This window comes from Bacillus sp. SORGH_AS_0510, from assembly GCF_030818775.1.
Classification (GTDB): Bacteria; Bacillota; Bacilli; order Bacillales; family Cytobacillaceae; genus Neobacillus.
Map to the genome: position 1 here is coordinate 2,190,440 of NZ_JAUTAU010000001.1, position 26,353 is coordinate 2,216,792.

General features: G+C 37.2%; 27 protein-coding genes. 23 read left to right on the plus strand and 4 right to left on the minus strand.

The window, feature by feature from the left end; genetic code table 11:
- Positions 1-3: 3 nt before the first annotated feature.
- Positions 4-894 (minus strand): MBL fold metallo-hydrolase, encoded by an 891-nt coding sequence (locus QE429_RS11240; RefSeq protein ID WP_307287082.1) that lies wholly within the window; start codon positions 892-894, stop codon positions 4-6.
- A 189-nt stretch (positions 895-1,083) separates the two neighbouring features.
- On the opposite strand from QE429_RS11240, the gene QE429_RS11245 reads away from it, so the two are divergent.
- The 6 genes from QE429_RS11245 to QE429_RS11270 all read left to right on the plus strand — a co-directional run bounded on the left by QE429_RS11245 (position 1,084) and on the right by QE429_RS11270 (position 7,048).
- Positions 1,084-2,604: a spore germination protein gene (locus QE429_RS11245; protein WP_307287083.1), complete on the plus strand. Its 1,521-nt coding sequence runs from the start codon at positions 1,084-1,086 to the stop codon at positions 2,602-2,604.
- An 11-nt stretch (positions 2,605-2,615) separates the two neighbouring features.
- Positions 2,616-3,743, plus strand: coding sequence for a GerAB/ArcD/ProY family transporter (locus QE429_RS11250; protein ID WP_307287084.1), 1,128 nt, complete (start codon positions 2,616-2,618; stop codon positions 3,741-3,743).
- Complete coding sequence (locus QE429_RS11255; RefSeq protein ID WP_307287085.1) at positions 3,721-4,872, plus strand: Ger(x)C family spore germination protein; 1,152 nt, start codon at positions 3,721-3,723, stop codon at positions 4,870-4,872. Before QE429_RS11250 ends, QE429_RS11255 begins: the two co-directional genes overlap by 23 nt.
- Positions 4,873-4,948: 76 nt before the next feature.
- On the plus strand, positions 4,949-5,527 hold the full coding sequence (locus tag QE429_RS11260) for an SCO family protein (protein ID WP_307287086.1): 579 nt from the start codon (positions 4,949-4,951) through the stop codon (positions 5,525-5,527).
- 111 nt (positions 5,528-5,638) lie between these two features.
- Positions 5,639-6,463, plus strand: a complete 825-nt coding sequence (locus QE429_RS11265) for an SGNH/GDSL hydrolase family protein (RefSeq protein WP_307287087.1) — start codon at positions 5,639-5,641, stop codon at positions 6,461-6,463.
- 6 nt (positions 6,464-6,469) lie between these two features.
- Entirely contained in the window at positions 6,470-7,048 is a 579-nt protein-coding gene (locus QE429_RS11270) for a YpmS family protein (protein ID WP_307287088.1), read from the plus strand.
- A gap of 25 nt (positions 7,049-7,073) precedes the next feature.
- Here QE429_RS11270 and QE429_RS11275 read toward each other — a convergent pair whose 3' ends face one another.
- Positions 7,074-7,826, minus strand: coding sequence for a DUF4397 domain-containing protein (locus tag QE429_RS11275; protein WP_307287089.1), 753 nt, complete (start codon positions 7,824-7,826; stop codon positions 7,074-7,076).
- A 356-nt stretch (positions 7,827-8,182) separates the two neighbouring features.
- Between QE429_RS11275 and rsgA the strand changes: the two genes are divergently transcribed.
- The 3 genes from rsgA (at position 8,183) to msrB (ending at position 10,467) form a co-directional block, all read left to right on the plus strand.
- On the plus strand, positions 8,183-9,229 hold the full coding sequence (gene rsgA / locus QE429_RS11280; protein WP_307290776.1) for a ribosome small subunit-dependent GTPase A: 1,047 nt from the start codon (positions 8,183-8,185) through the stop codon (positions 9,227-9,229).
- Positions 9,230-9,500: 271 nt separating this feature from the next.
- Positions 9,501-10,043 carry a peptide-methionine (S)-S-oxide reductase MsrA gene (gene msrA / locus QE429_RS11285; protein WP_307287090.1) on the plus strand — a complete coding sequence of 181 codons (543 nt, stop codon included), beginning with the start codon at positions 9,501-9,503 and terminating at the stop codon, positions 10,041-10,043.
- Entirely contained in the window at positions 10,033-10,467 is a 435-nt protein-coding gene (gene msrB / locus QE429_RS11290; RefSeq protein ID WP_307287091.1) for a peptide-methionine (R)-S-oxide reductase MsrB, read from the plus strand. Before msrA ends, msrB begins: the two co-directional genes overlap by 11 nt.
- A gap of 8 nt (positions 10,468-10,475) precedes the next feature.
- On the opposite strand, the gene QE429_RS11295 is transcribed toward msrB, so the two are convergent.
- Entirely contained in the window at positions 10,476-11,072 is a 597-nt protein-coding gene (locus QE429_RS11295; protein WP_307287092.1) for a DUF502 domain-containing protein, read from the minus strand.
- 120 nt (positions 11,073-11,192) lie between these two features.
- Here QE429_RS11295 and QE429_RS11300 point away from each other — a divergent pair, with 120 nt between their 5' ends.
- Entirely contained in the window at positions 11,193-11,351 is a 159-nt protein-coding gene (locus QE429_RS11300) for a YjcZ family sporulation protein (protein ID WP_307287093.1), read from the plus strand.
- Positions 11,352-11,540: 189 nt separating this feature from the next.
- Entirely contained in the window at positions 11,541-13,007 is a 1,467-nt protein-coding gene (locus QE429_RS11305; RefSeq protein ID WP_307287094.1) for an NAD(P)/FAD-dependent oxidoreductase, read from the plus strand.
- A 59-nt stretch (positions 13,008-13,066) separates the two neighbouring features.
- On the opposite strand, the gene QE429_RS11310 is transcribed toward QE429_RS11305, so the two are convergent.
- A complete protein-coding gene (locus tag QE429_RS11310; protein ID WP_307290777.1) occupies positions 13,067-14,419 on the minus strand; it encodes a TrkH family potassium uptake protein in 1,353 nt (450 codons plus the stop codon).
- 191 nt (positions 14,420-14,610) lie between these two features.
- Here QE429_RS11310 and QE429_RS11315 point away from each other — a divergent pair, with 191 nt between their 5' ends.
- The 12 genes from QE429_RS11315 (at position 14,611) to QE429_RS11370 (ending at position 26,348) form a co-directional block, all read left to right on the plus strand.
- Positions 14,611-15,966, plus strand: a complete 1,356-nt coding sequence (locus QE429_RS11315) for an aspartate aminotransferase family protein (RefSeq protein WP_307290779.1) — start codon at positions 14,611-14,613, stop codon at positions 15,964-15,966.
- Positions 15,967-16,659, plus strand: coding sequence for a CoA transferase subunit A (locus tag QE429_RS11320; RefSeq protein WP_307287095.1), 693 nt, complete (start codon positions 15,967-15,969; stop codon positions 16,657-16,659).
- Positions 16,644-17,309, plus strand: a complete 666-nt coding sequence (locus QE429_RS11325) for a 3-oxoacid CoA-transferase subunit B (protein WP_307287096.1) — start codon at positions 16,644-16,646, stop codon at positions 17,307-17,309. Before QE429_RS11320 ends, QE429_RS11325 begins: the two co-directional genes overlap by 16 nt.
- 30 nt (positions 17,310-17,339) lie before the next feature.
- The gene (locus QE429_RS11330; protein ID WP_307287097.1) at positions 17,340-18,608 is read left to right on the plus strand and encodes a peptidase; all 1,269 of its coding nucleotides are present in this window, start codon (positions 17,340-17,342) and stop codon (positions 18,606-18,608) included.
- Positions 18,609-18,622: 14 nt separating this feature from the next.
- Positions 18,623-19,984, plus strand: coding sequence for a 4-aminobutyrate--2-oxoglutarate transaminase (gabT, locus tag QE429_RS11335; RefSeq protein ID WP_373463189.1), 1,362 nt, complete (start codon positions 18,623-18,625; stop codon positions 19,982-19,984).
- A 43-nt stretch (positions 19,985-20,027) separates the two neighbouring features.
- Positions 20,028-21,449 carry an aldehyde dehydrogenase family protein gene (locus QE429_RS11340; protein WP_307287099.1) on the plus strand — a complete coding sequence of 474 codons (1,422 nt, stop codon included), beginning with the start codon at positions 20,028-20,030 and terminating at the stop codon, positions 21,447-21,449.
- A gap of 93 nt (positions 21,450-21,542) precedes the next feature.
- A complete protein-coding gene (ablB, locus tag QE429_RS11345) occupies positions 21,543-22,397 on the plus strand; it encodes a putative beta-lysine N-acetyltransferase (protein WP_307287100.1) in 855 nt (284 codons plus the stop codon).
- Positions 22,398-22,459: 62 nt separating this feature from the next.
- Entirely contained in the window at positions 22,460-23,860 is a 1,401-nt protein-coding gene (locus QE429_RS11350) for a sigma-54 interaction domain-containing protein (protein WP_307287101.1), read from the plus strand.
- 146 nt (positions 23,861-24,006) lie between these two features.
- Positions 24,007-25,431: a lysine 2,3-aminomutase gene (gene kamA, locus QE429_RS11355; protein ID WP_307287102.1), complete on the plus strand. Its 1,425-nt coding sequence runs from the start codon at positions 24,007-24,009 to the stop codon at positions 25,429-25,431.
- 12 nt (positions 25,432-25,443) lie between these two features.
- Positions 25,444-25,728: a YokU family protein gene (locus tag QE429_RS11360; RefSeq protein WP_307287103.1), complete on the plus strand. Its 285-nt coding sequence runs from the start codon at positions 25,444-25,446 to the stop codon at positions 25,726-25,728.
- Between the two features lie 113 nt (positions 25,729-25,841).
- Positions 25,842-26,069 carry a YozE family protein gene (locus tag QE429_RS11365; RefSeq protein WP_307287104.1) on the plus strand — a complete coding sequence of 76 codons (228 nt, stop codon included), beginning with the start codon at positions 25,842-25,844 and terminating at the stop codon, positions 26,067-26,069.
- A gap of 132 nt (positions 26,070-26,201) precedes the next feature.
- Positions 26,202-26,348 (plus strand): hypothetical protein, encoded by a 147-nt coding sequence (locus QE429_RS11370; protein ID WP_307287105.1) that lies wholly within the window; start codon positions 26,202-26,204, stop codon positions 26,346-26,348.
- The last annotated feature ends 5 nt before the right edge of the window (positions 26,349-26,353 follow it).

Genomic DNA, 26,353 nt, shown 5'->3' on the forward strand with positions numbered 1-26,353 from the left:
CTGTTATTTTTTCATAACTAAATCAATAGACGAATCTTCTATGGTATAGCCTAGGCGTTCCAAATGCTTCCGAATTCCTCCACGTTCCCAAGTTTTAAGTATAGAGTTTTGAAGCAATTTCTTTGGATAAAAGATCCCGACATTTGTCAATTCCTCAAAGTTCATGCCTTGTTTTGCATATTGGTCAATTACTTGATCTCTTCGGTCAATTATGGCAAGGAAGGTCTCCATTGCACTTGTAAATTCCTTTTTAGTAAAAATTCCTTTTTGATGACCTGTTATATACGTATCAGCATCAAGTGAAAGTAAGCGTTGACCAGAGGCAATAAAATCTTCTATATTTCCATCACTTCCGTTATACCATGGACCAAAAGATGTCATGTCATAATCACCTGCAAAGACAACACCTAGTTCGGGAAAGTATGGGCAAGCTAGCCCACGGGTGTGACCGGGAGTATGTAGGAACTGTACTTTGACATCCCCAAGAGAGTAGTTTGACTCATATTCATAAGTTCCAGAAATCTCACCTAAGTTTTTGACCCACTCCTCTGGAAGAGTCTTTTTCCATTGCTCAACACCTTCAGGGCCCCATTCCTGATAGACTCCATTGACACTTGCTACCCCTTCAATGGTTAATGAGGTTTCATACTCAATGGGATTAATAAGTTTTGTAGCATCCCTAAACAAATGATTATGGAGAGTATGGTCAGGGTGGTAGTGAGTGTTAATAATTAGCTCTACTCCATATTCCCGGTCAAGTTCCAACAACTGGTTAGCATCTGCACCACTATCGATGAGAACTTTTTCGGTACAATCGATAAAAAGACTTCTTGAAAAAGGAACCTTACTATAATTTGGGCCCTCCAAAATCATAATTGGACCTATTCGCTCCATTCTAATCACCTCTCAAAATTAGTAATTTGTATGAAAATTCGATGTAAATAATGAATGAATACTCATTCATGATACCATATTGGCCTTTGTATATAAACCACTATGCAAATACTGGTTTCCTATTTGTCTTGGGTAAAAATAGAATTTTTGGTAAACCTATAAAAAATAGTTCGATTAAAGGTGCTGCCAATGTTTAAGCGTAAATCAAAAAATCAACAATCAGAAGAATTAAAAGCGCATAGTTTAGATGTAGATGAACTAAAAGAACAGTTAAATAGTAAACTCGGATCTTGCTCAGATATTAACTTTCGCACCATAAAAAAAGATGGAAAGAGAATTCTTTTTTGCTTTCTAAGCAGCTTAATTGATAAAACAAGCATGGATCAGTTTATTTTATCACCCATTCAACAGCAAAATAATTCAATGGAATGGACGACAGAAAATTTAGCACAAATTTTACCCATTGCTGAACTCCATGCAGCCAATCAATTGAAGGAAGTCATCTCTTCTTTAATTGAGGGCAACGCATATATCTATCTTGAAGGGGAGCCATTCGGAATCCTCGCAAATATTGGTAAAACAGTAGAGAGATCGTTAGAAAAAGCGGAAACGGAATCATTAGTCTATGGTCCGAAGATTTCTTTTACAGAGTCTTTAATTGGAAATCTAAATATTATAAGGAGTAACCTTAAAGACACTGAGCTCTGTATGGAAGACATAACCATTGGAAGCAGGGTAAAGACACCTGGAAAGATTGTTTATATAAGAGATATTGCTGAGGAAGATAATATAAATACATTTAAGCAGAGAATTAATGATTTAGAGTTTGATTATATACCAGACACTACTGTACTTGGGCAGTTGATTGAGGATAATAGTTGGACTGTTTTTCCACAGATTATGTCATCTGAGCTTCCAGACCGTGTCTCTCTTTCATTGATGAGAGGAAAGGTAGCTATATTAATGGATCGATCACCTGCAGCCATTTATGGTCCAACACCGTTTTTTAGTTTTTTTGAATCCACTGAAGACATATATATGCGCTGGAATATGGGGCTTTTTTTAAGGATGCTGCGGATTGTAGCAATATTTTTATCAGTTTTATTAACACCTGCATATGTGGCAGTTTTAACCTACCATTATGAAGTTATTCCTTCTGCCTTGCTTGTATCATTAGGGCAATCAAGAGCAAATGTCCCGTTCCCTCCAGTATTTGAAGCGTTACTGCTTGAATTTGTAATTGAGCTTTTAAGAGAAGCAGGCGCAAGATTGCCAACGAAGGTTGGTCAAACCATGGGTATCGTTGGTGGTATCGTTATTGGACAGGCAGCAGTTCAAGCAGGTTTTACGAGTAATATCTTAATTATTATTATTGCCCTTAGTGCACTAGGATCGTTTACATCGCCTAGCTACATTATGGGTACAGCCATTCGAATGATTCGGTTCCCTATTATCTTGTTAGCTGGGATATGGGGGGGGATTGGGATCATGCTTTCCTTTTGCTTTTTTCTGATCCATTTATTGAAATTGACATCCTTAGGGAGACCGTATTTTAGTCCCTTGTATCCGTTTCGGTGGAGAGACTTAGGGTACAGTATCATTAAATTTCCTGTTCAGTATCTACCCTTTAGGCCTGTAGCTAATCACCCAGTAGATAGTACTCGATTTAAAGAGAAAAAAGCAATGGAAAAGAAGGATGTAGACGAATAGGAGCGATCAAGATGAAAGTGAATTTACAGCCCAAAAAAGGTCTCTTATTTGACGCATTTCTTGTCTTATTCATCGTACATGCGGTTCAAACAGGAGTAGGTTTAGTGGGGCTTCCACGAGTTGTTTACATGGAAGCGAGACATGATGCCTGGATTTCTGTTATTTTGGGAGGCATATTTACTGCGTTTGTTCTATTCATGATGGTCCATATGCTGGGGAAATATGAAAGTGCAGATTTATATGGAATTCATATGGATGTGTTTGGGAAATGGATGGGAAACACATTAAGCATTTTGTATATGCTTTATCTAAGCCTGAGTTATTTTATTATTTTAATGAATTATATTGAGATTGTTCAGGTTTGGATTTTTCCTGACCTTCCTACCTGGCAAATTTCTTTAGTTTTAATCCTATTAACAATTTATGCTGTCACAGGAGGCATACGTGTAATAATTGGAGTTGCCTTCCTATCTGTGTTAGGGACCTTTTGGCTAAATTTTTTCATTTTAGTTCCTATGAAATATTCCGACTACAAACATCTTCTGCCTATTATGAATATAGATATTATTCATTTGGTGAGGGGCATGTACAAAACTACTCTCTCACTTATGGGCTTTGAATTAATTATGTTTGTATATCCCTATGTGAACAACAAAAAGAAAATACTGTTGTATTCACAGATTGGAAACCTTTATACAACCTTTATCTTTACATTAGTCACACTTGTATGTATTGCTTTTTTTTCTGAGAACGGTTTAGCCCGGACGATTTGGCCTGTTTTATCGATGTTTAAAATTGTTAAATTACCTAATTTGGAGCGCTTTGAATTCATTGCTGTCTCCTTTTGGATGTTAATTGTTTTGCCTAACATGTGCGGTTATTTATGGGCAGCATCTAAAGGTATGAATCGATTGTTTCAATTTAAACAGAAGAAAGGAATCTGGTTTTTAGCATTATGTATTTGGGTTGGGACCTTTTTTATTAAAGCAAGATACCAAATGAATGTGGTAACCGATTACACAGCAAAGATTGGATTTGTTGCTGCGTTTTGTTATCCAATACTCCTTTCCGTGATTGTTTTGGTAAAAAAGTGGTTCCAAAGGAGGAAAAAGTCCAATGCAGAAGTATCGCAAAAGTAAATGCATTGTATTGCTAGCTTTTTGCATGGTGATGATTACAGGGTGCGTGGAGCAAAAACAACTTGAAAAGTTAGGAATTATTACCACAGCAGGTTATGACTTAGTAGGGGAGGATAAAATAAAAGGAATTGTAGTTGTCCAAAAATTTGACCCAATGGCACAATCTGCTACAAAAGTGATTAGCGCCATTGCAAAAACAAGTAAAGGATTAAGACAAGCGGAAAACCTAAAGTCAAATCAAAAGCTAGTATCGGGTCAGCTTCGTTCGGTTGTATATAGTAGAGAGCTTGCCGAAAAGGGAATTATCCAATTAGTTGATACCTTAAATCGTGATGCAGCTATAGGGAATATGGTCTACTTAACGATAGCAGATCAATCAGCAGAAGAAATCATGAAAATTGAACAAAGTAAAACAAACATCAACCTTGGCACTTATATTTATAATTTAATTAAACAAAATGTAGAGGGTGAGCAAATCATTTCCCCTACCTTACAGGAATTTAATCATAATTATTATGATATTGGTAAAGATCCCGTTCTTCCCATATTAGAAATGCAAGGCGGAGATGTGGTTATTTCAGGGGTGGGACTTTTTAGGGAAGACCGCCTGGTGGATGAACTGAAACAAGCGAAGCTTTTCTTTCTTAAAATTTTGGTTGATAAATATAAAGCAGGGACACTTGAAATGGGATTTAATAAGAAGGAATTAGAAGGTCTTATTTTAAAAAACGTAGTGCCAAATCCTTTTTATCATAAAATCTATCTTACAATTGATAACATTAGAAGCAAATCTAAGATTAAACTGATTGACAAAAAAAACCTTCGTTTTAAAGTGGAAATAAAATTAGATTCTAGGTTATTAGAAATGACAGAGCCATTGGATTTAACAAAACCAGACACGGTAAAGCAATTAGAGGGAAAAATGAATAAAACGATGGAGAAAGAAGTAGAAGATCTACTCTATCATCTAAGAGATCTTGATATTGACCCAATAGGTATAGGAAACGAATACGAGGTTCACAATAGAGGCACACAAATTTCCAAAGAGAAGTGGAGAGAATTATACAAAAAGGCTGAGTTTGATGTACATGTAAAAAATAGGATTGAGAAAACAGGGGTTATTGATTAAAAGAGTTTTTCTTTTCACTTGTCCGTTTCTTTGTTAAACTATTCACGAATGAAAAGAAAAGGTTGCAGGTGATTAGATGAAAACTCGAATAATATTGTTTGGAATTCTTGTAAGTATGCTCCTTATCGCTGGATGTGGAAAAAAAGAAATAGAAAATGCCGTTACATGGCCGATTAATGATTTCACTGCAACCAGTCAGGAAAATGAGACGATTGGTCTAAAGGATTTGCAAGGAAAGGTTTGGATTTCAGATTTTATTTTTACTAGCTGTGCGGATGTATGTCCACCAATGACAGCTAATATGGCAAAACTACAAAAGAAAGTAAAAGATGAAGGGTTAACAAATGTTGAATTTGTTTCCTTTAGCGTCGATCCAACAGTAGATACGCCAGAAGCATTAAAAAACTATGCAACGCAGTTTGGAGCGGATCTCAAAAACTGGACCTTACTTACTGGGTATTCCCAGGAGTTTATTGAGCAATTTGCCTTGAAAAACTATAAGGCTCTTGTAAAGAAACCGCAAGAAGGAAATCAAGTGATTCATGGTACTTCTCTTTATTTAGTTGATCAAAAAGGAAATATTAAAAAGTCATATAACGGGTTTAAAAATGTCCCATATGAGGAGATTATTTCGGATATAAAATCGTTACAATAGACCAATGAAATGGTCTATTTTTTTTACCAAGAATAGGATATAGTGTATATTTGTTTTGAATGATTTTGGTCGTGGTATAATAAAATTAGTTTAGAAAGCAGGTGAATTAAGATGAAAAAGTTTTTCACCGCTCTAATTCTCTCGTCATTATTTTTATGCTCATGCAGTCAATCAAATCCTTTAGAATTCCATCAGGAAAAGAAAGTAGCAGCACAAGTGTTTAAACAAATTCCTGCAGATTTTTTTCCCCGAAAACTAACCGTTGTTTCGGTAGGCGATTCATTAACAAAAGGTGTGGGGGACAGTACCGGTAATGGAGGGTATCTACCTTATTTAAAATCTATGCTTGAAGAGGAAAAAGGGATACAAGAAGTTAATTTCCTTAATTATGGCGTGAAAGGGAATCGAACCACTCAACTATTAAAGAGACTTCAATCTCCAGAATTGAAAACGGCCATTCAAAAAGCAGATTTGGTTATTCTTACGATTGGCGGAAACGACATTATGAAAGTAGTAAAGGATAACTTCTACAATCTGGAGGTTTCAGATTTTGTAAAGGAAAAAGAAAATTATAAAGAACATTTATCTCAAATAATGGAGGCTATTGTCCAAGAAAATCCAAATGCATCTATTGTCTTGGTTGGACTATACAATCCATTCTCAAAATGGTTTTCTGATATTAAAGAGATGGACCAAATTGTTTCAGAGTGGAATCAAGCAGGTCAAAGGATTATTTCAAGTTATGCTAATGCGTATTTTGTTTCTATTGAGGATTTATTTTTAAATACGGCTGAAGATCTTTTGTATAAAGATAATTTTCATCCAAATGACAAAGGATATGAACTGATCGCTGAAAGATTAAATCAGACAATGAGCGAGAGTGTATTACCTGATTTGGAGAAAAAATCTTACACAGTCACGACAGAGGAGAATTAGAAATTTATGAAAAACAAGTGGAAGTTAGGGTTCCTTCTCTTGTTGGGAATCAACTTATTAGTCGTAATCATTATGATATCACTAATAATGATGCCTGCGAGTAATAAGGAAAGTATGAAACAAAAAATTCCTTCGGGGGACCACGTGTCCTTTCATGTTAAATCAAATAAGAATGATCTTAATAAGCTCATCAATCATTATCTAAAGGAGGAAGCGGCAGATTCGCCAATAGATTATCAAGTAGTTCTGGGGGAAGAAGTGGAGCTATATGGGACCTTACCTATTTTTAGTGAAGAGTTAAACCTGAAGCTTACGTTTGTACCAGAAGCAATGAAAAATGGAGATTTGGTACTTAAACAAAAAACTATGTCAATTGGCCGCTTACATCTACCTATTTCATACGTATTATCTTTCATAAGTGACAATTATAAGCTCCCAAAAGGAGTCGATATTCGTCCGGGTGACCACTTGGTTTATGTCCATATGCAACAATTAAAACTAAAAAGTGATTTAAAAATCGAAGCGGACAAATTTGATTTAAAGAAAGATGATATAGCATTTACTATATTAGTTCCTGTTAAATAGGCTGACGTAAAGTCAGCCTCTATTTTTATTCTTTAATACTAATAAATTGAAAACTAGGTTCACCATTTATTAATCCTAGAAAAACGATTGTATAGCTTTCATTTGGTTGGAAGGTAACTTTTGGCATAGGCAAAATCACTTCTTTACTGCCAGCCTCTCTAGCTTCAAGGTCCACTGTCATGGGTGTTAACCCTAAATATTCTGTTGCTTGTTTATAAGATACTTTTGGAAATACTACATCCCTATCTTTTACTGCTATATCCAGCGATGGGGCATTTGGTGCTAAATGGATAAAGCGAACCTTAGCTTCATTTAATGGGGGAGTTGGTTCGTTTTGAAAGACTAGCAATCGTAATTTTTTGACAGAGTCAATGGCTGCTAAGGTATAGGACTTCCCAGGTACAACTGTAATTTTTTTATTCAAGACACTATCTACCATATTGCCTGCCGGATAAATATCTACATGGTATTTCCCTGGTTTTAATGATAGCTCATTACTTACCTGTTTAAATGACAAATCTCGTATGACTCGTTTGCCGTTAATGTAGATATCAACGTTAGGTGCGTCTGGAGAGGTATGAAGGATGCGGACTTTAGCTTCTGCATGAGATGTAGGCTGGTGAGTGCGTATGCTCTGCATAGCCTTATCCATGTATTTTAGATGTTTGACATAATAGTGCATGTGGAGGTTTGGGAGTGAATATTTATAGTATTGTGCTAACAAATCATACATTGCCGCTCTTTGGAGATATTCGGTATGGGTTCTTTCTTCAGACATTCGATTCAACTCCTATCTAGTGGTTTACATGATAATTTATTCATGCTTAATTAGGTAGGTGTCTACCTTCTTATCATGAATATTGGAATATTTTCTTTTTTTTGTTTACAAATGGATAAATGCAACATATACTTAAAATAATTACGATTTGAAAGTGGGTGAGTGCAATGTTAATTGAGAAGATTAAAGCAATGATAAATCTGAATATTGTTTGCACAGCCCGGAGAGGTATATTTTAAGGGGATTTATATCCTTTTATTCCACTACGTGAGTAAACCATGGGCTGTGTATGCCTATGGTTTTTTATTATGAAAAAAATACTCATGCTGGGGGAAAAAAAGGTGAATTTAATAGGTATGACCGACAAGCTAAAAAATGATTTCGAAGCTTTAAACACAAATAAAGATTTGGTTATTGGCCGAGTAGCACTTGAACATAAACATATGTATCGCGTATGGACTGAACAAGGAGAGTTACTATGTGAAGTTTCAGGGAAATTTAGTTTTCAGGCTCAAAATCGGGAAGATTTCCCTGCTGTAGGAGATTGGGTGTCTGTCAAACCAAGATACGCTGAAGAAAAGGGGACAATTATGACAATAATGCCCCGAAAAAGTAAATTCTCTAGAAAATCAGCAGGTGAAACTGCTGAAGAACAAATTGTTGCAACAAATGTAGACACAGTATTTTTAGTTAATTCGTTAAATGATGATCTGAATTTAAGAAGAATAGAACGGTATTTGTTGCTTGCTTGGGAAAGTGGTGCAACACCTGTAATTGTCTTAAGTAAAGCCGATCTTTGCCCAGACATGAATGGAAAACTTAAAGAAGTGGAAGGAATAACATTTGGTGCAGTTCCTGTTATTCCAATCAGTTCAGAAACAATGAGTGGTTTAGATAATTTACAACCCTATTTAATGCCTGGTAAGACAATTGCTTTGCTGGGGTCATCAGGTGTAGGGAAATCGACCTTAACTAATAGGTTACTTGGGATAGAAAAGCAGCTTGTACAGGAGATTAGGCTTAGCGATGATAAAGGACGACATACAACTACCCATAGAGAGATGATTCTCTTGCCGAATGGCAGTATATTAATTGATACTCCAGGAATGCGAGAGTTACAGCTTTGGGAAAGTTCGGAAGGATTAACAGAAACCTTTACGGAAATTGAGAAATTGGCTGCAGAATGCCGTTTTCGTGATTGTCAGCATAAGGATGAACCAGGTTGTGCTGTAGTAAGGGCAATTGAAGAGGGTTTAGTTTCGATTGAAAGATTAACAAGCTATATAAAGCTGCAAAAAGAGTTAGCATATATTGAAAGAAAAACGGATAAACGTGCTCAGGCAGAAGTACGAAAACAATGGAAAAACATTAATAAACAAATCAAACAACGAAAGAACAGATAAAAACGAAGAGGCTGAGAATCAGCCTCTTTTTGTATACTAAGAAAGGATATAAATCTTTGGAAATTGTCCAGCTCCAACGCCTAACCCCTCGGGTCAAATAACCTTCGGCAATTAAAGTCAAAAGGCGGCCTTTTATTGCCGAAGAACATTTGCCTGTCGGGGCTGAGCAAGGCGCTTGCGCTTTTCTTATATCAAACAGCAAATTTTATTTTTACATTTACTTTCTATATACTTGATATACAACTAACAAGCCATAGAAGGGGTGGGATGAATGGAAGCTAGATACGAACTTGCCACATTTGCTGGAGGCTGTTTTTGGTGTATGGTCAAACCCTTTGATGAACAGCCTGGAATAATAAGCGTTATTTCCGGTTATACAGGAGGAACAGTTGAAAATCCTACGTATCAGCAAGTATGCACTGATACCACAGGTCATTATGAAGCTGTACAAATTACCTATGATCCTGAGGTTTTTCTATATGAAAAATTACTTGAATTATTTTGGCAGCAAATTGATCCAACAGATCCTGGTGGCCAATTCTATGACCGTGGCCAATCTTATCAAACAGCAATTTTTTATCATAACGACACACAAAAAAGACTAGCAGAAGAATCCAAGAAGTCATTGCAAGAAAGTGGCAGATTCAATAATCCAATTGTTACCCCTATTTTACCTGCAAAACCTTTTTATCCAGCTGAAGATTACCATCAGCAATATTATAAGAAAAACCGTGTTCATTATGAGTCTTATCATACAGGCTCAGGGAGGGCAGGTTTTATCCAAAAGCATTGGAGAGATCAAAATGAAAAATAAGGAGCAGCTAAAACAGGAACTGACACCGATTCAATATGAAGTAACTCAAAATAATGGGACAGAGCCACCATTTAGAAATGAATTTTGGAACGAAACCAGAGAGGGAATTTATGTGGATATTATCTCAGGCAAACCTTTATTTAGCTCACTAGATAAATTTGACGCCGGGTGTGGCTGGCCAAGTTATACAAAACCCATTCAAGAGGAAGAAGTCATTGAAAAGGCTGACTTCAGCCATTTCATGGTTCGTACGGAAGTAAGAAGTAAAACAGCTGATTCCCATTTAGGGCACGTATTTGATGATGGCCCTAATCCTACAGGTTTGCGGTATTGTATTAACTCAGCCGCATTACGCTTTATTCCAAAGGAACAATTGGAAGAGAGTGGATACGGGGAATTCGTAAAACTATTTAATGCTAAATAAAAAGCCGCTTAGAGCGGCTTTTTTTGTTTTGAAGACGTTGAGGTCATTCCACCAGAAAGGATAAATTTCATTGCATCCTCCGGCTTTACATCAATAATTTCCACTTGTTCCTTGGGTATTAAAAAGGTAAAGCCTGCAACCTGAAAGGTTTGCGGAATATAAATGGCTACATGGTCTTTGAGTGGGCTGTAAAACTCTTCTACTTGTTCAGAAGTTATAAACCCCATACTCCGCATCTCAGTTCCGGGAATGTTTACAAGAGCAACTTTGGAAAAAGATTTCTTATCACCAAGAAAGGATTGTACTGTGTCCTTTATAACTGAATAAATGGTCTTCACAATCGGGATTCTTTCAAGGAGAAGATCAATCAGTTTGATAATTTTACTTGTAATAAATTTTGTTGACAGCCATCCTAGAAGGGTAATTAAAATAATGGTGGTTAGTAAACCGAAACCTGGAATATAATCCTCTTTTAAATAGGGTTTCAAGCTGTTGCCAAGCAGACTATCTAAAAAGATAAAGGTTTTAAAAATGACATAGAAAACGAGAATAATTGGGACTATTGTTAAAATCCCATTGATAAAGCTTTTTATAATGGTTTTCAAAATTTTCACCTTCTATTTTCATCATTGTCTTTCATAATATAGGCGAATGCACATACAGGTCAAGTATCTAGTTCATAAAGTAAAAGGGAAAAGAAACAAATTATTGAGGAGTGAATGTTTATGTACGGATACGGATATGGTGGTTTTGATGGGTGCTGTGGATATCCTGCATACCCTGCAGCTGGATGTGGAGTTGGCTTTGGTTTTGGAGGATTTGCTTTAATCGTAGTATTGTTTATTTTGTTAATCATCATTGGTGCAAGCTGGAACTTCTGCTAAATATAATAAGGGCTGACTCACGGATAATAAGTGAGTCAGTTTTTTTATTGTTTATTTTCTGAAAAAGAGACAAAATACGAACATTAAATAAAAAATTAGATTAATAGTTCGCTTTTAATGTTGACGGAGTCTTCTGTGTCTGATATATTTACCTGTGGATATGTAAAATGACTTTGGAGGTATTGGACAATGAATACGAAATATGATGTGATTGTAGTGGGTGCTGGCCCTGCAGGGATTTTTACCTGCTATGAACTTACGCTAAAAATGCCGAACGCAAAGGTGCTATTAGTGGATAAAGGACATGATATATATCGAAGAAATTGCCCGATTTTACAGAAAAAAATAGAAAAATGCCCTCCAGCTGCAGGAAGAAAAGAATTTGCGGGCTGTTTGCCAGCTTGCTCCATTACCAATGGATTTGGTGGTGCCGGTGCGTACTCTGATGGGAAGTTTAATATTACCAGTGAATTTGGTGGTTGGATGACTGATTATCTTTCAGATTCTCAAGTAGTGGAATTAATTCGTTACGTTGATGAGATTAATTTAAAGCATGGTGCAACTGAAAGTATTACTGATCCATTAACAGATGAAGTAAGGGATATTGAACGACGTGGCTATGCTGCGGGGCTTAAATTGTTACGTGCCCAAGTACGTCACCTAGGAACGGAGCAAAATCTAGAAATCTTAAAAAGTATTTTTGAATATTTAGCAACAAAAATCGATATGTCCTTTAAGACGGAGGTAGAGGATTTAATTACTGAAAGGTCAGCTAATGGACATGTGGTAAAAGGAATTAAACTGAAGGCCGACCAAAATATTTATGCAGATAAGGTGGTAATTACCCCTGGACGTGATGGATCAAAGTGGCTTTCGGATCTTTTAAAATCCCGAAGATTACGAATGAGTAGTAACCAAGTAGATATAGGTGTTCGAGTGGAAACCTCCAATATTGTTATGCAGGAAATAAACGAGCATTTATATGAGGGGAAATTTGTGTTTAACACGTCGGTAGGAACGAGAGTGCGAACTTTCTGTAGTAATCCTTCTGGTCATGTGGTGGTGGAAAATCATTCGGGTATCATGCTGGCTAACGGTCATGCCTATAAAGATCCAAAGCTAGGAAGCGCGAATACGAATTTTGCCTTACTTGTTTCGCATACTTTTTCAGAACCCTTTGATAAGCCGAATGAATATGCACATGAAATTTCACGTCTCGCCAATACTCTTTCCAACGGAGGCCTAATTGTTCAAAAGTACGGAGATATCTTAAAGGGAAGAAGATCGACAGAAAAAAGGATAAAAGAAGGATTCCTTGAGCCTACACTTAAAGAAGCAGTACCTGGTGATCTGGGCTTAGTCCTACCATATAATACTTTAAAAAGCTTAATCGAGATGACAGAAGCTCTTAATAAGGTGACTCCTGGACTTGCATCAGAGCACACTTTATTCTACGGCGTGGAAGCTAAATTTTATTCTGCTAGACCAAAGTTAAATGATCGGTTTGAATCTGAAATTAGCGGTCTTTATGTAGGTGGAGACGGAGCAGGAATTACACGCGGGTTAGCTCAAGCTAGCGCATGTGGAGTTTGGATTGCAAGGGACATTATCGAAAAAACAGCAACGGAACAAAAGCGAGTAACTATTATGGCTTAGCCTTAACACTATATATAGGAAAGAGGAGGTGTTTACGCCCTCCTCTTTTTATACATTGTCTAGCCAATCGTAACCTTTTCCTTCGGATAGTTGAACTTTTCCTTGCTTCCTTTTCCTCGTAAAATAAGCAAACATGTAACAATTCCAACTCTTCCTACAAACATTAATATGATGATTAAGATCTCACCAAATGTAGACAATCGGGGTGTTAATCCCATAGATAAACCGTTCGTACCAAAGGCTGAAGAGACTTCAAAAATGACCTCCATCACGGTACCTTGCTCTGTAATCGTAAGAACTAAAACGGAAAATAAACATAGCAGAGCACCTGTTGTAATTACAATAAATGATTTAAGTATATCCTCACTATGTAATTCCCTTCTGAAAATCTTAACTGAACTTTTTCCTTGAGCGTAAAAAATAATGGCTAATATGACTATAGCAAAGGTTGTTGTTCGAATTCCCCCACTAGCGCTACTTGGTGAACCGCCAATAAACATCAAAATAGACAGGATAAGCTGATTACTTGGGGTTAATTCATTGATATTCAAGGTAGCCAAACCTGCACTTTTGGTTGTCGTTGAATGGAAGAGTGAGTTGAAAAAAACTTGATGCCATTCTTTACCCATAAAGAAGTTTCGACTATCAAACAGGTAGATGAATAGGGCGCCTACGATGGTCAGAATGATAAATGTGACCGTTGTTAACTTGGTGAAAAGAGTAAAATGAAACTTTTTTTTCTCTTTACGAGATAAAAAGAATTCCAAAACCTCAACAATTACTGGAAAACCAATTGCTCCAACAATCATTAAAAGAATAATGATTGCCTGAATAAAGTAGTCTTGATTAAAAGGATTAAGTGATTCACCTGTGATATCAAATCCCGCATTGGTTGTTGCGCTAATGGAAGCGAAAAATCCGTGTTTAAATGCAGATAGCGGGTTATCGAAATACTTTAAAAATCGGATACCTAAAATAATTCCACCAATAAATTCAAAAGAAACAATAATAATAAATATCCTTTTTGCCAACTGAACTAATCCTGATAAGTTGGATTGGTTTTGATCAATCATAATTAGTTGTCTTTCTTTAAGGCCTACTTTTTTCCCAAGCATGATCCATAGGAAGGTACTTAATGACATGACACCTAATCCCCCTAATTGGAGAATTACGCATAGGATAAATATTCCAAAGTTATTAAAGGTCTCTTTAATTGAAATGACACTTAGTCCTGTCACGCTTATAGCACTTGCAGATGTAAACATTGCATCAATAAAACTTAAGGAAACATTCTCTCTGTGAGCAAAAGGAATTTTTAATAATAAGGTAGACACAATCAACGCTGATAAATAAAAAATGACGATTAATTGAATAGTGGAAATTTCTTTGGATTTTAATTTAATTTTTTTTATTGTATTCATTTTAATCAATTCCTTAATGCAGTCTAAGTGTAATTCTATAATATTACCATAAAAAAGTAAAAGACAGGCTTCAAAGCCTGTTTTTTGTTTGAGTGAATTTAACACATGGAGATAGAATGAAAAATCACTTCATACAATTATATAAGTAGTTAACTTATTTCGATAAGGAAAGTGGTGTCATGGTGGAAAATTCATTTCTTATCAAACCAATGATGGGTGAAATATACCCTGTCATTAATTATGGCAAGGGCGTTTATCTATTTGATATGGAAGGGAAAAAATATTTAGATGCCGCTTCAGGGGCAGTAACTGCCAATATTGGTCATGGCACGGAAGAAATCATTGAAGCCATGCAAGAGCAAGCCAAGAAAGTTTCGTTTGTCTATCGCTCTCAATTCACAAGCGAACCAGCAGAAAAGCTGGCCAAAAAAATAGCAGAATTAATACCAGGTGACCTGAACTGGAGTTTTTTTGTAAATAGTGGCTCTGAGGCTACTGAAACAGCAATGAAAATGGCAATTCAATACTGGCAGGAAAAAGGCGTTCAAACAAAAACGAAGGTGATTTCAAGATGGGTTAGCTATCATGGGATTACATTAGGAGCACTATCCATGTCTGGACATACAGGGCGAAGAGCAAGATTTGTACCTCTATTGGAGGAATTTCCAGTAATCAATCCCCCTTATTGTTATCGCTGCCCTTATAATCTTGAAGCCCCAACGTGTAATTATATGTGTGCCGAAGAGTTAGAAACTGCCATAAGGAGGATAGGGCCTGAACAAATCGCTGCATTTATAGCAGAACCAGTAATAGGTGCAGCAGGGGGAGCCATTGCACCTCCAAAGGACTATTTTAAAACGATAAAAAAAATATGTGACAAATTTGACATCCTATTTATTGCTGATGAAGTGATGACCGGATTTGGACGTACAGGAACCATGTTGGCATGTGAACATTGGGATGTGATTCCTGATATTGTTGCTTTTGGGAAAGGAATGGGAGCGGGGTACGCCCCAATTGCTGCAGCTGTAGCGAGTGAAAAGGTGATGGAACCTATAATGGCTGGATCGAAATCTGTGATGAGCGGACATACATTAAGTGCAAACCCCCAATCATGTGCTGTTTCATTAGCCGTTCTTGAATATCTTGAAAAATATAAGATTATTAGCGATGTGGAAAATAAGGGCACTTACTTGAAAAACCAGCTAGAAAAACTAAAAAATCAATATCCATTTATCGGGGATGTGCGCGGCAAAGGGCTGCTTCTAGGTATAGAATTTGTCATGAATCAAAGAGACAAAACACCATTTCCAAGAAATGAACTAGTCACTCAAAAAATGATTGCTCTAGCTAAGGAAAGAGGATTAATTGTATATCCTGCTGGGGCAGGAATCGATGGGATGAATGGAGACTCGATTATTATTTCACCGCCATTAATCATTTCAAAAAGAGAGATTGAAGAGATTGTTTTAATACTTAAGGATACGTTCCAAGCTTTTTTAAATGAAAGAGATGTGGAAATGGCAGGTGATGTTTAGGTGCATAATCCATTCGGAAAAGTGACATCATTAGAAGCGGTTATGCGATTTTTTCATGATGGGATGAGCATTATGTTTGGTGGATTTGGTGGTGTAGGGTCCCCTCCAACACTAATTGATGGAATCTTGGAAAAGGAGATTCGTGAACTCACCTTGATTGGTAACGATACGGGTTTCCCTCATATTGGAATAGGAAAAATTGTTAGCCGTGGTAGAGCTAAAAAGGTAATCGCTTCCCATATAGGTTCTAACCCTATAGCCGGAGAACTCATGCAAGAAGGTAAGCTGGAAGTGGAATTTTCGCCACAAGGTATTTTGGCAGAAAGGATCCGGGCTGGAGGTGTGGGGTTGGCAGCTTTTTTATCTGATATAGGAATGGATAATGAAATGGTTTCTAAAAACAAACCCCGGATTCATCTAAACGGTAAAGACTATTTATTAGAGTCTGCCTTAACCGCAGAGGTTTCAATCATTTATGCTAAGAAATCCGATGAATATGGAAATTTAATCTACGACAAAAGTGCACGAAATACAAATCCAATGGTTGCAATGGCAGGAGATTTAACGATTGCCGAGGTAGAAGAAATTGTCCCAATGGGAAGTCTTAATCCGGATGAAATTATAACCCCGGGAGTGTTTGTAGATTATGTGATTCAATCCAAGGGGGTGAATTGGAAATGGGCTTGGGAATAGATATAAGGAACAAACTTGCTAAAAGAGCGGCTGAGGAAATCCAAAATGGGATGGTCGTTAATCTAGGAATCGGTATCCCTTCGTTGGTCCCAAACCATTTGTCAAAGGAAACAATGGTCATGTTTCATGCGGAAAATGGGATTACTGGAATGGGACCAAGCCCGAATAAAGGGGATGAAGATGAAAATCTTTGTAACGCTGGAGGGTTTCCCGTTACTTTAAATAAAGGTGGTTCGTACTGTGATAGTACCATAGCTTTTGGAATGATTCGTAGAGGGAGAGTGGATATTACTATTCTTGGATCTCTTCAAGTAAGTCAATCTGGAGACCTGGCAAACTGGATTGTGCCTGGTAAGAAGGTACCGGGGATGGGCGGTGCAATGGAACTTGCACAAAAAGCCAGAAAGGTCATTGTAGTAATGAATCATTGTGATAAAAATGGAAAACCAAAAATTGTTGACACATGCTCCTTACCACTAACTTCAGCACGATGTGTAGACCTAATTATCACGGAACTAGCGGTATTCATGGTAAATGAAGAGGGGTTGCTTTTGACAGAGCTTTTTGAACCATACAGTTTGGCGGATGTGAAAAATAGAACCGGATGTCATTTTAAAATACAAGAACAAATTCGTCATATCCCGTATTAATCCGGAGCAGGTCTGAAGGAGTGAATTCATATGAAAAACTATGAAGGCCGTATTAAGCAGTGGTTAAAGGAAAATCGAGCAAGAGGGGCCAGGCTTTTACAAATCTTAGTACAAGAAAATAGCACTAGAGGAAATGAAAGCGGTGCACAGGCAATTGTAATTGAAAAATGCCGACAGATGGGTTTAGCCCTTGATATATGGGAAATTGGAGGTGAAGAATTAAAAAAACATCCAGCATACTGTTGTGATCGTCAAAGCTTCGATGGAAATCCCAACCTAGTTGCCATTTTAAAAGGATCTGGTGGTGGGAAATCAATTATATTGAACGGTCATATTGATGTAGTACCTGTTGGGGATGAAGCAAACTGGGAACTTGAACCATTTAGTGGAATGATTAAGTGCGGCAAGCTTTATGGTAGAGGAGCAACAGATATGAAAGGAGGAAATGTGGCACTTTTAATGGCTATGGAGTCACTTATTGCTAATGGGATTAAATTAAAAGGAGATGTTATTTTTCAAAGTGTCATTGAAGAAGAAAGTGGAGGAGCAGGTACACTAGCAGCCGTCCTAAGAGGATACAGTGCGGATGGAGCGATAATACCAGAGCCTACCAATATGAAGTTTTTTCCAAAACAACAAGGCTCCATGTGGTTTAGAATAACGGTTAAAGGCCGGGCTGCGCATGGTGGAACAAGATATGAAGGAGTTAGTGCGATTGAAAAATCATTGCTTGTCATTCAAAGATTACAACAATTAGAGAAAGATAGAAACGCTAAAATCAATGATCCTCTCTTTAAAAATATCCCCATCCCTATTCCGATTAATATAGGAAAGATCAATAGTGGTGAATGGCCATCTTCAGTACCTGATACTGCTATTATTGAGGGAAGAATGGGGGTTTCCCCAGAAGAAAAAATCCAATCTGCCAAGTTAGAGATGGAGGCATGCCTACAGGAATTGAATGAAAAGGATGTATGGTTCCATGACAATCCTCTTCAAATTGAGTGGTTTGGTGGCAGGTGGCTTCCAGGAAGCTTAGAAAGTGATCACCCCTTAATGACTGCACTTACACAGAGTTTTATAGATGTGAAAAAGGAAACCCCAATTATTGAAGCTAGTCCTTGGGGAACGGATGGGGGTATTCTTTCGACTGTTGGTGATACGCCAGTTATTGTTTTTGGGCCAGGAATTACAGAAACGGCCCACGATGCTAATGAACATATTGACTTGGAAGATTTATTTACTTCTAGCGAGATTATTGCCCTAACCTTACTGAGATGGTGTGAAGTTAGCGAATAAGAGGAGGTATGCAAATGGGATCGATTCAACTAAGAACAAAAATTCCAGGTCCTAAAGCGATTGAGTTGCTAGCTAGAAAAGCATTGAATGTTCCGAAAGGCCCATTTAATACCATTCATACGTTTGCTAGTAAGGGAGAAGGGGCGTTACTAACAGATGTTGATGATAATACATTTATTGATTTCGCAGGAGCAATTGGGTCATTAAATGTGGGACACTGCCCACCAGGTGTAGTTGCAGCACTGCATCAACAAATTGATTCCTATCTTCATCCTTGCTTCCATGTCATGATGTATGAACCATATATTGAATTAGCAGAAACCCTTAATCGAATTTCACCGGGAAACCATAAAAAGAAAACTTTCTTCCTAAACAGTGGTGCAGAGGCTGTTGAGAATGCAGTGAAAATTGCACGCAAATATACAGGACGAAAAGCGGTTATCTCTTTTGAAAGAGGTTTTCATGGTCGTACTTATATGGCAATGTCTTTGACAAGTAAAGTGAAACCTTATAAATACGAGTTTGGACCTTTTGTACCAGAAACCTATAAATGGGCATATCCGTATTATTACCGGTCTGAATTTGACACAACGGAGAAGACGGATACAAATCTGTTACAACGTTTTGAAACCTTTTTTCAAAGTGAGGTTCCACCTGAAGAGATAGCAGCGGTGATTATGGAACCTGTTCAAGGTGAAGGAGGTTTTGTTATTCCCTCCAAACAATTTGTAAGAGGGGTTAAGGAATTATGTGATAAACATGGCATCTTATTTATCGCCGATGAGGTCCAAACGGGTTTTGGCAGAACAGGAAAAATGTTTGCTATAGAACATTTCGATGTTGTTCCTGATTTAATGACGATGTCGAAATCAATGGGGGCAGGTCTACCAATAAGTGCAGTAACAGGAAGGGCAGAAATTATGGACTCACCAAACGTAGGAGAAATTGGCGGGACCTATGGTGGCAGTCCACTCGGTTGTGTTGCAGCACTGGAAGTAATAAAAGCATTTGAAAACGGGGATTTATTGCATCGTGCTGAAATAATAGGTGAAGTATTTCTTGAACGGTTTTTACCATTAAAAGACCAATATCAACAAATTGGTGAAGTACGGCATCTTGGAGCTATGTGTGCAATTGAGTTTGTCACTGACTCAAGGTCGAAAAAACCCAATAAGGAATTAGTTCAACAAATTATTCAAATGGCACACCAAAATGGTCTACTTATCATGACGGCGGGACTTTACGGCAACATCATACGACTGCTAACCCCACTAGTCATCACGGATGACCAATTGAAGGAAGGACTTGACGTTTTGGAACACGCCATCCATGAATGCTGTCGAGTAAAACCAAATGATACCCTTATTCCTAATTGAATTGATATAATTGTTTTAAATGTAAAGGATTGGAGGATTTTTTTTGAAACAATCATTATGGATTGGCGGTGAAAATCGACCAACCCCTTCCTATAATAAATTAAAAAATCCATATAACTTGGAACACATAGCTGACATAGCTGTTGCAGAGCAGGAAGATGTTAAAGCAGCGATTACAGCTGCGCAATCAGCAACGGTTGAAATGCGAGAAATGCCTGCCTATAAACGTGCAGAAATATTAGAAAAAGTAGCAGGATATCTAAAAAATGAAAGAGAAGAATGTGCAAAGTTAATTTCTCAAGAAGCAGCAAAGCCACTAAAAGCCGCCAGGGCGGAAGTAGATCGTACCATCATGACTTATACTTTTGCTTCACATGAGGCCAGGAGAATTCATGGAGAAACAGTTCCGATGGATGCAGCACCAGGTGGGGAGGGAAGGCTTGCATTTACTATTAGGGAACCACTAGGAGTTATTGCAGCTATTACACCATTTAACTTTCCTATGAACCTTGTGGCTCATAAAGTAGGTCCGGCCATTGCTGCAGGGAATACGGTATTCCTAAAACCAGCTACACAAACTCCATTATCTGCTTATAAAATTGCAGAATATTTTCACAGGGCCGGCTTACCCTCGGGTGCATTAAATGTAGTTACAGGAAGCGGTCAAATGGTTGGAGATTTATTGATGAAAGACGAAAGAATTAAGATGATTACTTTTACCGGCAGCCCCGAGGTGGGTAAGTATATACGTGAAAATTCTGGTCTTAAAAGAGTCACACTCGAATTAGGGTCCAACTCAGCAGTTATTGTTGATGACGGCGTAAATTTAGAAAATCTCGTTCCAAGAATTGTTACAGGATCATTTTCTTATCAAGGTCAAGTTTGTATAAGCATCCAGCGAATCTTTGTACATGAGAGGATTAAAGAGCAATTTGTCGAACAGTTTATTAAAGAGACAAAAAAATTAAAAGTGGGAAATCCACTTGTTGAAGATACAGATGTATCTGCACTTATTAGCCGTGCAGATGTTCGCCGGACTAAAGAGTGGGTTGATGAGGCTATTACAAATGGAGCAAATCTAAAAACAGGTGGAAGTTATATTGATGGAGTTTTTCAGCCGACTGTTCTGGTGGATGTTCCAGTAGGCGAGAAAGTTTCTTGTGAAGAAATCTTTGCTCCTGTTGTTCATATTAATGGGTTTGAATCAATGGAGGAAGCAATTAACCTTGTGAATGATTCTAAATACGGTCTTCAAGCAGGAATTTTTACGCGTGATATTCATCATGGATTAAATGCAGCAAAAAAACTAGACGTAGGGGGGGTTATGATTAATGAAATCCCAACCTTCCGAGTGGACCAAATGCCGTATGGCGGTGTGAAGTTAAGTGGTATGGGACGTGAAGGAATTAAATATGCAGTTGAAGAAATGACCGAATTAAAGCTAATAAGCTTTAAAATGGAGTAAATAATCTGTCTGGCTACTTCCTCAGCCAGACATTTTTTTAAATGGATTGTTCTGATTTATGAAGAGATATTTGTGGTGAAGGGGAGAGGTTTTATGAATCAAACAGCATCCACTATTTATCTTGAGGAAAGAAGCTATTTTATCGATGTTTTTTTGGATCCTTTTAATAAAAGGATTCGGGTTGATGATTATCGGGGGAATGTACAACAAATTCTTGGAAGAATAGAAAATTTGGTTGAGCAGCAACAAGCTGAAAAGCTTATTATAAAGGGCAGAAGAAATGACTTTTTGGCTTTAATGGAGAATGGGCTCCAGCCAGAGGCCGTTGTAGAACGTTATTTTTTAGGATCGGATGCATTATTCTTTTCAAAATTTTATACAATTGACCGAAAAAAAAATGAGCACTGGGTAACTGAGGATAGGATGATTCATAGTATTTACCAGTTAGCACCTATCATTGAAAAAAATTCACCCCCTAAGGAATATGAGTTAAAGATAGCAGATGAGAATTGTGCAGCTGAACTATCAGCATTGTATCGCCAAGTCTTTCAAGTATATCCAACACCATTGCATGACCCTGAGTATGTAAAAAAGACGATGAAAGATGGGACAATATACTACGTATACTTTTATCAGGGGAAAATTGTCAGTGCTGCTTCTGCAGAAATTAATTCATTTTATAAGAATGCAGAAATAACAGATTGTGCTACCTTAACTGAACACAGAAAGTATGGATTAATGAAAATTATTCTGAAAGAGCTGGAAAGAGAGTTGAAAAGTAGAGGGATCTTTTGTTCGTATTCGATTGCGAGATCGTTGTCATTCGGCATGAATGCCGTTTTATTTCAGCTTGGTTATTCCTATCGTGGAAGATTAATGAATAATTGCTATATTTATGATAAGTTAGAAAATATGAATATGTGGGTGAAAAATCTGGCAACTTGCTAAAAATTCGGCTGCATATGCCGAATTTTTGGCACCTCAACAAAAGCAATAAAGAAGGTGATGGAATGGTTCAATTGACGGCTTTAACACAGGAAGTCTTATCAGCAATTCTTAAAAGTATAGATGAAGGTATACATGTTGTTAATACGGAAGGAAAAACAATTTTTTACAATGAAGTAGCTGCCAAACATGATGGAATGGAAGTAAAAGAAGTACAGGGGAAGCACTTAATTGATGCCTTTCCCTCCCTGACTGAAGAATCTAGTACATTATTAAAAGTGATTAAAACGGGTAAGCCAATATATAATCAAGCACAGGTGTATCTAAATGTCCATGGGACAAGTATAGATACGATTAATACTACCCTGCCCATTTTTTTAGGGGAAGAAATTATTGGTGCTGTTGAGATTGCTAAAGACTATTCGCGGATGAAACTCCTTTCTGAAAGACTTTTAGATTTACAAAAAGGGGTAAATAAGAATCCTAAGAAAAAAGTTATGAAGCAGGTAAAGTATACATTGGGGGATCTAATAACGGTAAATCCCATCTTTAATAGTACAAAGGATGAGGCCAGGAAACTTGCAAAATCAGATTCTCCTATCCTTGTATATGGAGAATCTGGAACGGGAAAAGAATTATTTGTTCAAGGTATTCATCATGAATCTCTCCGATCTGAGGGAGCATTTATAGCACAAAACTGTGCTGCTATTCCCGAAACTTTGTTAGAAAGTATTCTATTTGGTACAGCAAAAGGGAGTTATACAGGTGCGGTTGAGCGTAAGGGGCTATTTGAGTTGGCGGATGGTGGAACTTTATTTCTTGATGAATTACATACAATGCCTATTGAACTCCAAGCAAAACTGTTAAGGGTTTTAGAGGATGGTATTGTTAGGCGTGTGGGAAGTTCGCAAAACGTTTCTGTGAATGTACGTGTAATTGCGGCCATGAATGTACATCCCACTCAAGCGCTTCAAGACCAAAAGCTTCGGTCAGATCTCTACTATCGTCTGAATGTATTTACTTTTTCCCTTCTTCCATTAAGGGAGCGCAAAGATGATATTTTATTTTTAACAGACTTTTTCTTAGAGGGTTTCAATCGTAAACTTGGAAAAAAGGTTCAAGGTATGGATGAAAGGCTGAGGGTGTTTTTTAAGGAATATCCATGGCCTGGAAATGTCCGAGAGCTGAAACATACACTTGAATACATGATGAATGTGTGTGAAGGGAATCAGCTTCAAGTTGAAGATTTACCTATAATAATAAGGCATCATGTTACTCAGTTACAATGTAAAAGTACTCATCAATTTGAGCATTTATCTTTAAGAAAAAACATTGAAGAATTAGAAAAAAACCTAATAATTAACGCGCTTAATTTAAGTAATGGGAATGTGAACCAAGCTGCGAAGCTTTTAGAGATTCCTAGACAAACATTGCAATACAAGATGAAAAAGTGGATAGATGATTGATAAGCGGTGCCGATTTTTCGGCACTTTTTCTTATGATAAAGACTGAAATTTATGAAATTTTAGAAAAAACACACTCCCTAAGCTGTTTAATGGCGTTGGCACAAATCTTGCATATGATTAAGTAAAGCCAGAATGGGGGAATGAAAATGAAGCAATACTTATATAAACCAAACAGGCATTGGAAAGATATAGAACTTTGGAAAGATGTAACAGAAGAGCAATGGAACGATTGGCTATGGCAATTAACCAATACCATTCGTACTTTAGATGATTTAAAGAAGGTAATCAATTTAACACCTGACGAAGAAGAAGGTGTTCGGATCTCAACGAAAACGATTCCTTTAAATATTACACCATATTATGCATCTTTAATGAATCCAGATGACCCACGTTGTCCAATCAGAATGCAATCTGTACCGATCTCAAAAGAAATCTATAAAACAAAATATGATCTTGAAGATCCATTGCATGAAGATGAAGATTCTCCTGTACCAGGATTGACTCACCGCTATCCTGATCGGGTTCTTTTCCTTGTTACCAATCAATGTTCTATGTATTGCCGGTACTGTACAAGAAGACGCTTCTCCGGCCAAATTGGAATGGGTGTTCCAAAAAAGCAATTAGATGCAGCCATTCAATACATTAGGCAAACACCAGAGGTACGTGATGTACTAATTTCCGGCGGTGATGGACTACTAATAAATGATAATATTTTAGAATATATCCTAAAAAATTTACGGGAAATTGATCACGTAGAAATAATTAGAATTGGTACCCGTGCACCTGTTGTTTTCCCACAACGTATTACTGAAAACCTTTGCAATATTCTAAAGAAGTACCACCCAATCTGGTTGAATACCCATTTTAATACATCTATTGAAATTACAGAGGATTCAAAAAGAGCTTGTGAAATGCTCGCTAATGCGGGTGTGCCAGTAGGGAACCAATCCGTCATTTTAGCGGGTATTAATGACAGTGTTCCAATTATGAAAAGGCTAATGCATGATCTTGTTAAGATTCGTGTGCGGCCATACTATATTTATCAATGTGACCTTTCTGAAGGGATTGGGCACTTCAGAGCCCCAGTCTCTAAAGGCCTTGAAATTATTGAGGGACTGCGTGGACATACTTCGGGTTACGCTGTACCAACCTTTGTTGTTGATGCACCTGGTGGAGGCGGTAAAATTGCCCTACAACCTAATTATTTGATTTCTCAAAGCCCTGATAAAGTTGTTCTGCGTAATTTCGAAGGAGTTATAACTTCTTATCCGGAACCTGAAAACTATACACCAGGAAGAGCAGAAGGCTATTTTAGTGAAATTTATCCTGACATGGAAGAGAAAAGGTCTGTAGCAGGAATTGCAGGAATTATGAATGACAAGCATTTTAATCTCGTTCCAAAAGACTTAACAAGACTAAATCGTCGGGAAAATTACAATCAGGATCCTGCTCATTCGTCTCTAAAAGATAAGCGAAGTAAGCGAGATGAATTGAAAGAGAAAAAATTTAAAGCGGTCACCGAAAAAGAAAGCCATGAAACAAAAGCAAGTGTAGATGCTATTAAGGAATAAAGAGGTGTATTTATGAATATCCAATGTGAATGGTGCTCTAGCCCAAACGTGGACAGAATTGTAGACTCTGTATATTGGGAATTACCTGATGGGACCAGAGCAATTGAAATTTCAGAAACACCTACCTATTTTTGTCGCGATTGTTCCATGACTTACCAAAGTGAACTAATTGTTAAGGAAATAGAAGATCAGTTGTTTTTAATTGATTGTAAGCAGGTAACAAAGGTGATTTCCTTTGAAGACTTGATGAAAATACCAAGGTTATTAAAGAAAAATTACTTTGATTTTTCCTCTTAATACTGAGGCTGGCTCCTTTATATCGGGGCTAGTCTTTATTTGTGCTGGACGATATGAAAGGTATTCGTTATCATAGACGCTATAAGTGATTCATGAAGGAAGGCGTGTATTGTATGAGTAAATCCTTTTATCATTTTTTAATGAAATACAGACATCCAGCACCAAAGGATTCTATTAGTTTATTTGCTAACCATGCTTATATGGATCATAGCTTCCCTAAAACATCAAAGGATTACGACGAATTGAGTTCTTACTTAGAATTAAATGGGCAATATTTAGATTCGATGTCCATTTTTGATGAGGCATGGCAGCAATATATTAATGCAGAAAGTAAAAGTTAGAAAATGAAAAAACGCCTTTTTGGACAAAGCGGCGTTTTTTTCATTTTCTAAATGTTATGCGCGATATTCATATCGATGCATATACTATTGTAATCAAAATTCACGACTTAACATTTGAGGGGATGGGAGGACATGACAAAAAGGAGAAAACCGAAGTATAAGATCGGTGATACGGTCGTGATTACTATATATGGGACTGTGGGAAGGGTAACAGATATTGATTTTCTAATTTTAATCGATAAAATACGGTCTGATTTATTTATATTAAAGGAGCGATAAAAATA